7 protein-coding genes and 4 pseudogenes are annotated in these 9,530 nt (G+C 56.3%); 10 read left to right on the top strand and 1 reads right to left on the bottom strand.

Annotation, left to right across the window (positions count from 1 at the left end):
* The 3 genes and pseudogenes from VU18_RS10010 to VU18_RS17440 all read left to right on the top strand — a co-directional run.
* Positions 1–928: cell wall metabolism sensor histidine kinase WalK (locus VU18_RS10010; RefSeq protein WP_236687354.1), on the top strand; the 928-nt coding region annotated here is incomplete at its 5' end.
* A 66-nt stretch (positions 929–994) separates the two neighbouring features.
* Positions 995–1,477: pseudogene (locus VU18_RS10005) on the top strand (Uma2 family endonuclease); the annotation flags it as partial.
* Positions 1,478–1,501: 24 nt separating this feature from the next.
* Positions 1,502–1,684, top strand: a pseudogene (locus VU18_RS17440) (IS110 family transposase); the annotation flags it as partial.
* A gap of 344 nt (positions 1,685–2,028) precedes the next feature.
* Here the strand turns inward: VU18_RS17440 and VU18_RS21255 are convergent.
* A pseudogene (locus tag VU18_RS21255) lies at positions 2,029–2,165 on the bottom strand (type II toxin-antitoxin system HicB family antitoxin); the annotation flags it as partial.
* A gap of 186 nt (positions 2,166–2,351) precedes the next feature.
* Here VU18_RS21255 and VU18_RS09995 point away from each other — a divergent pair.
* From VU18_RS09995 to VU18_RS09965, 7 genes and pseudogenes are all read left to right on the top strand, one after another.
* The gene (locus VU18_RS09995; protein WP_042380944.1) at positions 2,352–4,400 is read left to right on the top strand and encodes a methylmalonyl-CoA mutase family protein; all 2,049 of its coding nucleotides are present in this window, start codon (positions 2,352–2,354) and stop codon (positions 4,398–4,400) included.
* Positions 4,384–6,579: a methylmalonyl-CoA mutase gene (scpA, locus tag VU18_RS09990; protein WP_014196299.1), complete on the top strand. Its 2,196-nt coding sequence runs from the start codon at positions 4,384–4,386 to the stop codon at positions 6,577–6,579. Before VU18_RS09995 ends, scpA begins: the two co-directional genes overlap by 17 nt.
* Positions 6,576–7,724: a methylmalonyl Co-A mutase-associated GTPase MeaB gene (gene meaB, locus VU18_RS09985; RefSeq protein WP_047758049.1), complete on the top strand. Its 1,149-nt coding sequence runs from the start codon at positions 6,576–6,578 to the stop codon at positions 7,722–7,724. The genes scpA and meaB overlap by 4 nt, the downstream gene beginning before the upstream one ends.
* Positions 7,725–7,756: 32 nt before the next feature.
* A complete protein-coding gene (locus tag VU18_RS09980) occupies positions 7,757–8,194 on the top strand; it encodes a BrxA/BrxB family bacilliredoxin (RefSeq protein ID WP_020756259.1) in 438 nt (145 codons plus the stop codon).
* A 69-nt stretch (positions 8,195–8,263) separates the two neighbouring features.
* Positions 8,264–8,431, top strand: a complete 168-nt coding sequence (locus tag VU18_RS20045) for a hypothetical protein (RefSeq protein ID WP_236687353.1) — start codon at positions 8,264–8,266, stop codon at positions 8,429–8,431.
* Positions 8,432–8,434: 3 nt separating this feature from the next.
* On the top strand, positions 8,435–9,181 hold the full coding sequence (locus VU18_RS09970) for an HIRAN domain-containing protein (protein WP_033012375.1): 747 nt from the start codon (positions 8,435–8,437) through the stop codon (positions 9,179–9,181).
* Between the two features lie 107 nt (positions 9,182–9,288).
* A pseudogene (locus tag VU18_RS09965) lies at positions 9,289–9,530 on the top strand (nucleotidyltransferase family protein); the annotation flags it as partial.

Genomic DNA, 9,530 nt, shown 5'->3' with positions numbered 1-9,530 from the left:
GAAGCGGGCGGCCGCCGCGTTTTGGCCGTTGGCCGCCATATTCGCCGCCGCGCTTTTGGTTGTCGGCCGACGGATGGTGCGGCAGATGACCGAGCCGCTCCAAGCGATGGAACAAGCGGCAGAACGCATGGCGGAAGGACGCTACGAAGCGGACATCCCCGTGCGGAGCGATGATGAAATCGGCCGCCTGGCGGAGGCGTTCAACCAAATGGCGGACGCCATTGCTAAAGAAGACGAGCGGAAACGCGAGTTCTTAGCGAACGTCTCGCATGAGCTGCGCACGCCGCTCAGCTATATGAAAGGATACAGCGAAGCACTCCTTGCTGGCCTCGCGAAAACGAAGGAAGAAGAAAAGGCGTACCTTCGCCTTATCCACCGCGAAACGGAGCGGATGGAGCGGCTGGTGCGCGATCTTCTTGACCTGGCGCGCCTTGAAGGGCAAAGCGTGCCGCTCGAGCGCGCGCCGGTGGCGTTTGCCCAAGTGATCGAAGATGTCATCGCCACGTACGAACCGATCGCCTCGCAAAAGCGGATCGAGTTGGCGTGCGAGTTGGACTATGACATCATCGTCAACGGCGACGCCGACCGGCTCGAACAAGTCGTGCGCAACTTGCTTGACAACGCCATCCGCTACACCCCGGAAGGCGGCGCGGTGACGGTGCGGCTTTCCCGCTTGTCGGAAGCGGAAGGCGAGCTTGTCATCCAAGACACGGGAAAAGGCATTCCGAAAGACCAGCTCCCGCTTCTCGGCCAGCGCTTTTTCCGCGTCGACCGCGCCCGCACCCGCAAAGAAGGCGGCACCGGCTTGGGGCTTGCCATCGTCAAACAAATCGTCTCTCTTCATGACGGCGCGATTTGGTTCGACAGCGACCTTGGACGCGGGATGACCGTATTCGTCCGCCTGCCGCTCGTTCGGGAAGAGGAATAAACATCGTTCAAGACACAGGAATGGATGATGTATAATCAATATAAAATTAGGAGGCAGGTGGAGGATATGGGTTCACCAGAAAAGGAACAGGCCCCTATGACCTACAAAGAGTATGCGACATGGCCGGAAGGAAAACGGTGCGAGGTCTTGGACGGGAACATCATTAGCATGGCGCCGTCGCCGACACCGGAACATCAATCAGTTTCGCTTCAACTTTCCATTGAATTCGGGATGCATCTTCGTGGGAAGGATTGCCGCGTGTTGGCCGCCCCGATCGATGTGTATCTTTTCGAAGATCATCGCAAGGGATGGATGGATGAAAACGTCCGAAACTGGGTATGCCCCGATCTTGTCGTCATCTGCGACAAAAACAAAATTCAAAAAAACCGCATTGTCGGGGCTCCGGATTTGGTCGTCGAGATCTTGTCCCCCGCCACGGCCAAAATCGACCGGATGGACAAACGGATCGCGTACGAGCGGGCCGGGGTGAAGGAATATTGGATCGTTGACCCGGCGAATCAAGTGGTGGAAGTGTATTTGCGCGGAAAAGTTCCATGAGCAATTTTTGCTCCGTTATGCGAGGCGGCATGGTCAGCAGCTCGATCCAAGACACATCCCTTGTCCCGAAAATTTTGGTCGTTGGCGGCCCGATGCGGGAAGAAAAAAGCCCTCATCGCCACAGCTCGACGAATGTTGGTGATCATCTTTTGCATGATCTCCCGCAAAGAGTCGTTCCGCCAACCACAACTTATCTAGTATAGCCAACAGGCAGCCAGATCATACGAGATGTCCGAAAATGGGGCACCTCTGCTTTCCTATTGCCTTCTTTGGCCATTTTCAGTATACCCACACGGATCAGGAGCGTATACAGCACTCACCCAGTGGTGGGGATTTTTACGGAAAAACAGGAAGATTGGAACTTCATGGAGTGTACAACCGGGATGACGCCGTTTTGGTTCATGTATTGAAGGATTTCGTGATCGATTTGCGAAACATTTTCCAATGAATAAATGGCAGTTGAGATTTTCGCTAAGCGGTGATTTGGAGGGGGACGAGGGAGCATCGTCCAAGAGAGCATGCAACAACGCCCTCTTCCTTTCATGTTTTTTCAGGGCTTCTTGGAGGATTTGTGAATCGTTGAGATGGTGTTGTTTCGCCAAGTCATCGAGCCATTTCGGGATCGTTCATGTTTTTTTTTGACCGCTTTGTTTTCCATTTCATGGCGAAATGGTGGCATCAGCAAGTTGTTTGCCTTTTTGTTCATTGCCCAAACGCGGCCGATGTACTACAATAAACATAGAAACCGTTTTTTCCCACACGAAGCGTCATCAGCGCTTCGTTCTGAGCAGACGGGTTCGAGAGGGAAAGGTGCGGCTTGAAAAGAAAGCGGTTTCTTATGTCTGGAAGGCAAAGGGGGATCGGAATGAGCGATGTCGCAAAGATGAAGGAAGCGGCGTTTCCGGCTCCGACGGTGGAGGAGTGGGAGCGGGAAGCGGAAAAGTCGCTGAAAGGCAAGCCGCTCGAGCGGCTTGTATCGATGACGTACGAAAACATTGCGGTCAAACCGCTCTATACGCGCCGCGATGTGGAGGCGCTCGGCCCGCTTGAGCAGTACCCGGGCTTTGGCCGCTATGTGCGTGGGGCGCGGCCGGAAGGGTATCGGGGCGAGCCGTGGAAGGTGAGCCAGGAGATTTCGGCAGCGAGCCCGTCCGACTGGAACGAGGCAGTGAAGCACGACTTGGAGCGGGGGCAGACGGAAATCCATCTTGCCCTTGGCCGGCTGCCGTTTGCCGTCGAGTCGGTTGATGATGTGGCGGCGATGTTGGATGGCGTGCCGCTGGACCGCTATTCGCTCCGTGTGGACGCCGGGGCGCGGTCGCTTTCGTTTTTGGCGCTGTTGGCCGCTTATTTAGAGGAACGGGGCGTCCCGCTATCGAGCGTACGGGGCGCGATCGGCATGGATCCGCTCGGAGCGTGGGCGGAGCAGGGGACGCTCCCGTGTTCGCTTGAGCGGCTGTATGATGAAATGGCGGAAGCAACGAAGTGGGCGAAGGAACAGATGCCTGCCGTTCGCACGATTTTGGTGCGCGGCGAGCCGTACCATAACGGCGGGGCGAACGCCGTGCAGGAGCTCGCGTTTTCGTTGGCGGCAGCCGTCGAGTACATCCGCGCCGGGTTGGACCGGGGCTTGACGGTTGATGACATCGCGACAAGGATGCAAGTGTCGCTCGCCGTCGGAGCCGACTTTTTCATGGAAATCGCCAAGCTGCGGGCGGCGCGGCGGTTGTTTGCGCAAGTGATCGAAGCGTTTGGCGGCGGTGAATCAGCAAGGCGGATCGAGCTGCATGTGCGCACGTCGCCCTTTACGAAAACGGTGTACGACCCGTATGTGAACATGCTCCGAGCGGCGGCGGAAGCGTTTGCGGCCGTTGTCGGCGGCGCCGATGGCGTGCACGTGTCGCCGTTTGACGAGGCGCTCGGACTCGCTGATGAGTTTTCGCGGCGCATCGCCCGCAACACGCAGCTCATTTTGCTCGAAGAGGCGCATGTGGCGAACGTCATCGATCCGGCGGGCGGCTCGTATTATGTGGAAACGTTGACCGCCAAGCTCGCCGAAGAAGCGTGGAAGCTGTTCCAGCGTGTGGAGGAAAAAGGCGGCATGGCGAAGGCGCTCGAAGACGGCTTCGTGCAGACGGAAGTGGAAGCGGTCGCCAAGCGGCGGCTGGATCGTGTCAAGACGCGGAAGGAAAAAATCGTTGGCACGAACGTGTACGCCAATTTGGAGGAAACGCCGGTCGAAAAACCGAAGCAAGACGCAGCGAATGTGGCGCTGCCGCTGGATGAAAAGCGGGTGGCCGATATTCGCGCCTCGCTCGCGGGCGGGAAGTGGATGGAAGCGGCGATTCGTGCGGCCTGCCGTCGAGCAACCGCTCGGGAGATCGCGGCGGCGTTGGTCGATGGGAACGCGGTTGTTGCCATCACGCCGATTCGGGCATGGCGCTTGGCCGAGCCGTTTGAGCAGCTGCGGAAGGCAGCCGAGGAGCATGCCGAACGCACAGGAAGCAGGCTTTCCGTTCACTTGATCAATATCGGGCCGCTTGTCCGTCATCAAGCGCGCGCCGATTTCATCGCCGGGCTGTTTGCGGCCGGCGGGGTGGCGGCTGAGCGGAGCGATGGCTTTGCCTCGGTCGCGGAAGCGGTCGAATGGGTGCGGAACACGAACGGGACGCATTATATCGTGTGCGGCGCCGATGACGATTACCCGGCGTTCGTTCCAGCGTTGGCTGAGGCGTTCAAGCAAGCCAAGCCGAACGCGAAGCTGTATGTCGCCGGAAAGCCGCCGGAAGAGCTTGAGAGAACGTACGCGGACGCGGGCGTGGACGGATCGATTCATCTCGGTTCGAACGCGTACGATGTGATCGTGGCGTTTCTAACGGAAAGAGGGGTGGCGCTTGATGGCGAAGTACGTTGATTTTACCAACATGACGCTTTCCGACGCAACGGCCGATGTGGATGAGAAACAGTGGAGAGACGCGGTGGAGCGGCGCGTGCAAGCGTCGATCGATGAGCTGTTGTTTCAGACGAACGAACACATTGCGGTGAAGCCGCTTTATACAAAGGAAGACATCGATGGGCTCGATTTTCTTGATTATATGCCCGGCTTGCCGCCGTACTTGCGCGGGCCGTACCCGACGATGTACGTCGTGCGGCCGTGGACGATCCGCCAATACGCCGGCTTTTCGACCGCCGAGGAGAGCAACGCCTTTTATCGGCGCAACTTGGCGATGGGGCAAAAAGGGCTGTCGGTCGCTTTTGACTTGGCGACGCACCGCGGCTATGACTCCGACCATCCGCGCGTCGTCGGCGACGTCGGCAAAGCGGGGGTGGCCATCGACTCGGTGCTCGATATGAAAATTTTGTTTGACGGCATCCCGCTCGACCAAATGTCAGTGTCGATGACGATGAACGGGGCGGTGCTCCCGATTATGGCGTTTTACATCGTCACCGCCGAAGAGCAGGGAGTGACGCAAGACAAGCTGTCCGGCACGATCCAAAACGATATTTTGAAAGAATATATGGTGCGCAACACGTACATTTATCCACCGGAGATGTCGATGCGCATCATCGCCGACATTTTCGCCTATACGGCCAAATACATGCCAAAATTCAACAGCATCAGCATTTCCGGCTACCATATGCAAGAAGCCGGGGCGCCGGCCGATTTGGAGCTGGCGTACACGCTCGCTGACGGGCTTGAGTACGTGCGCACCGGCTTGAAAGCCGGCATTGACATCGACTCGTTCGCGCCGAGGCTGTCGTTTTTCTGGGCGATCGGCATGAACTACTTTATGGAAGTGGCGAAACTGCGGGCGGCGCGCCTCATGTGGGCGAAAATGATGAAAACGTTCAATCCGAAAAATCCAAAATCGCTCGCTCTAAGGACGCATTCGCAAACGTCGGGCTGGAGCTTGACCGAGCAAGATCCGTTCAACAACGTCGTGCGCACGCTCATCGAGGCGCACGCGGCGGCGATGGGGCATACGCAGTCGCTCCATACGAACGCCTTGGATGAAGCGATCGCCTTGCCGACCGACTTCTCGGCGCGCATCGCCCGCAATACGCAGCTGTACTTGCAGGAAGAAACCGGCATTTGTCGGACGATCGACCCGTGGGCCGGTTCGTATTACGTCGAGACGTTGACGAACGAGTTGATGAAGCGGGCGTGGGCGCATATCGAAGAAATCGAAAGCTTAGGCGGGATGGCGAAAGCCATTGAAACCGGCATCCCGAAAATGCGCATCGAAGAAGCGGCGGCCCGCCGCCAAGCGCGCATCGATTCAGGAGCGGAAACGATCATCGGCGTCAATAAATACCGCCCGGAAAAAGAAGAGCCGATCGACATTTTGGAAGTCGACAACACCGCCGTGCGCCAGCGGCAAATCGAGCGGCTGAACGAGCTAAAGGCGACGCGCGACAACGAGCAGGTCGAAGCGGCGCTTGACGCCATCACAAAAGCGGCGGAAACGGGCGAGGGGAATTTGCTCGAGCTTGCCGTCCAAGCGGCGCGCGTCCGGGCGACGCTCGGGGAAATTTCGTACGCGATCGAAAAAGTGGCGAGCCGCCATCGCGCCGCCATCCGCTCGATCAGCGGCGTTTACAGCTCGGAATACAAAAACGAAGCGCAGCTCGAGCGGGTGAAGCGACGGGTTGAGCAGTTCGCCGAACTCGAAGGACGCCGCCCGCGCATCTTGATCGCGAAAATGGGGCAGGACGGCCATGACCGCGGGGCGAAAGTCATCGCCACGGCGTTTGCTGATTTAGGGTTTGACGTCGACATCGGCCCGCTCTTCCAGACGCCGGAAGAAACGGCGCGCCAGGCGGTCGAAAACGATGTGCACGCCGTCGGCATCAGTTCGCTCGCCGGAGGGCATAAAACGCTTGTGCCGCAGCTCGTCGAGGAGCTTGAAAAACTTGGCCGCGATGATATTTTGGTCGTCGTCGGCGGCGTCATTCCGCCGCAAGACTACGCGTTTTTGTATGAGCACGGCGCCGCCGCCATTTTCGGACCGGGCACGGTCATTCCGGAAGCGGCGGAAAAAGTGTTGGATGAAATTTACGCCCGGCTTGGCTATGAGGAAGTGAACCAATGAACGGCGAAGAGAAACGGCGGGAACAGGCAAGCGGCCAGAGCGCAGTTTCGGACGGACAGCCGCGGCGCCCGGAATGGGCGGACGGCAATGGTCTGTCGTCGTACGTGCAAGCCGAGCGCCCGCCGGCGCCGAAGCGGCTCGTGCGGCGAAAAGAACGATCGGTTAAAGAATACGTCCAAGGAGTGCTCGCCGGCGACCGCACCATTTTGGCGCAGGCGATTACGCTTGTCGAAAGCAATGCGGCCAGGCATATGGATCTCGCCCAGCAAGTGCTCAATGAACTGCTTCCGCACGTCGGCCGCTCGATTCGCATCGGCATCACCGGCGTGCCGGGGGCGGGAAAAAGCACGTTCATTGAAGCGTTTGGCACGTTTTTGTGCGAGCAGGGCCATCGCGTCGCCGTCTTGGCCGTCGACCCGACGAGTTCGTTGACCGGCGGCAGCATCCTTGGCGACAAAACGCGGATGGAGGCGCTTGCCCGCCATCCGCACGCCTTCATCCGTCCATCTCCATCCGGTGGGGCGCTTGGCGGCGTGCATCGGAAAACGCGCGAGACGATGATGCTGTGCGAAGCGGCCGGCTATGACATCATCCTCGTCGAGACGGTCGGCGTCGGGCAAAGCGAGTTTGTCGTCCGCGGGATGGTTGACTTTTTCCTGCTGCTCGCCTTAACCGGCGCCGGCGATGAGCTGCAAGGCATGAAGCGCGGCATCATGGAGCTGGTCGACGCCATCGTCATCAACAAGGCGGACGGCGATAATAAAGAAAAAGCGCGGATGGCGCAAAACGAATACAACCAGTTTCTCCATTACCTCCGCCCGGCCACGCCCGGCTGGGAGACGAAAGCATACACATGCTCGGCGCTGTTGGGCGAAGGGATCGCCGACATGTGGCGCGTCATCCAGGCGTTCGTCGAGACGACGAAGCGATCCGGCGTCTTTTTTGACCGCCGCCGCCAGCAGCAAAAAGACTGGATGCACGCCATGATCAAAGAATATGTGGAAACGCGCTTTTTTGCCGATCCGGTCGTGAAAGAAAAGCTCCCGATGCTCGAGAACAGCGTCATTTCCGGCGCCAAGCCGGTCACCGCCGCCGTCCGCGAGCTGATCGAAGCGTATGAACGGAAGCAGAGCGGTGAACTGTGATATGATAAAGGAAAATCGAAGGAGGTGTTGAGATGTTCCAATTTCAATTTCCGCTCTATCACGACATCGTCGAACAAGCGCGGCGTGAAGCGGTCGAAGCCGGATTTGAAGAGCTGCGCACGCCGGAAGACGTCGATGCGGCATTCCGCCGTCCGGGCACCACGCTTGTCCTCATCAACTCCGTGTGCGGCTGCGCCGGCGGCATCGCCCGTCCCGCAGCGGCCCACGCCGTTCACTACGACAAGCGCCCGGACCATTTGGTGACCGTCTTTGCCGGCCAAGACAAAGAAGCAACGGCCCGCGCGCGCGAGTATTTTGTCGGCGAGCCGCCGTCCTCGCCGTCGTTCGCGTTGTTAAAAGACGGGAAATTGTGCGCCATGCTCCACCGCCACGACATCGAAGGGCACGAACCGGTCGCCGTCGTGCAAAAGCTGCAGGCGCTGTTTGACGAATATTGCGAGGAAGTGTGAAAGGAGAACCCGAAGTTCGAAAAGGGACTTCGGGTTTTTGCATGACCATTATTGTTTGTGATAATAGAAATGAAGAAGGAAATTGATCGTATCAGTCAAATAAATGAGCAACAAGTCACAACTGTTTTAGATGGTGTTTCAGAAAATGTCATGAGTAAAATTTACAAAGAATGGGTATTAAAATTATTACAGTATCGAAAAGAATGGCTCGTAAATTGGTATATGGAGGTGAAATAAGCGATGCGCCCTTTTGTGCTTTGGTTAATTTGGCAAAATGAATGTACTCGGCAGCGATATCATATTGGAAACTTATTACACGATGGGGATAAGTATGTATTTTATTATGAACGTAGCAGGAAGAGAAGAGGACTGTTCGAAGCACTAGAAAACGGTTATCAACCTCATTTGTCGTTTCCGGATATAGGAAAAAAATACGTTTCTAACAGATTGTTCGGGCCTTTTGAGCGGCGTTTGCCTGACCGGCGCCGTCCGGATTTTTTAGAAATTTTGCGGACATACGGCTTGCCGCGCGATTGTACAGATATGGATATGCTGCGAGCGACTGGTGGTAAACTTGCGACAGATTCTTATGAATTTGTAGCGCCAATTTATGTATCGGGAAATCATTTCGATTTTGATTTTTATGTCGCGGGTTGGAGATATTACGAGGGAGATCGAGTAATTCAATATCTTAAAGTGGGGGATAAGGTACATTTTCGATTAGAGCCGGAGAATAGGCAAGATTCTAAAGCAGTAGAAGTGTTAACAGATGAAGGGGGTAAGCTAGGGTATATTCCTGCTTTCTATAGCGAGTTTATGTTTAACCTTATTCAAAATAACGGGCGTTATATGGCGAGAATTGAATCAATTCATGTTGAGGCTTTTCCACAGCGGAAAGTAAATATAAGTGTCTACGGTGAGCTCCTTCCATCTTGCCAGACGCAAGATCTCGATATGCTACATGAAATATCGTTAGAAGTGATTTAGTCTGTTCACTGTTTTCTGAAGTAGGCATGTTTGATTTCAGATGAATGAATATGTCCACGAAATCGAAACGCTACTGCAAAACATCAAAGAAGAAGTGATCGACCGTGATGTATGGAATGAGCCCGACCGTGTTTGAACGGCTGATGGCGTATTTCGCGGGCGAAGAAGATATACAAAAAGTCGTTTTGTTCGGCTCGCGGGCGCGCGGCACGGCCCGCTACAACTCGGACATTGACTTGTGCATTGACTAGACCGGAAAACAGAAGTGGAAAATCAAAGAGGATCTTGACGAGATTGTCGGCATTTACTCATGTGATGTGCTCTTTTTTGACGCGCTGAACGAAGCGAT

Source organism: Geobacillus sp. ZGt-1 (assembly GCF_001026865.1).
GTDB classification, from domain to species: domain Bacteria; phylum Bacillota; class Bacilli; order Bacillales; family Anoxybacillaceae; genus Geobacillus; species Geobacillus thermoleovorans.
The sequence above is the reverse complement of the archived record's forward strand: the minus strand, read 5'-3'. Positions and strand labels throughout refer to the sequence as shown.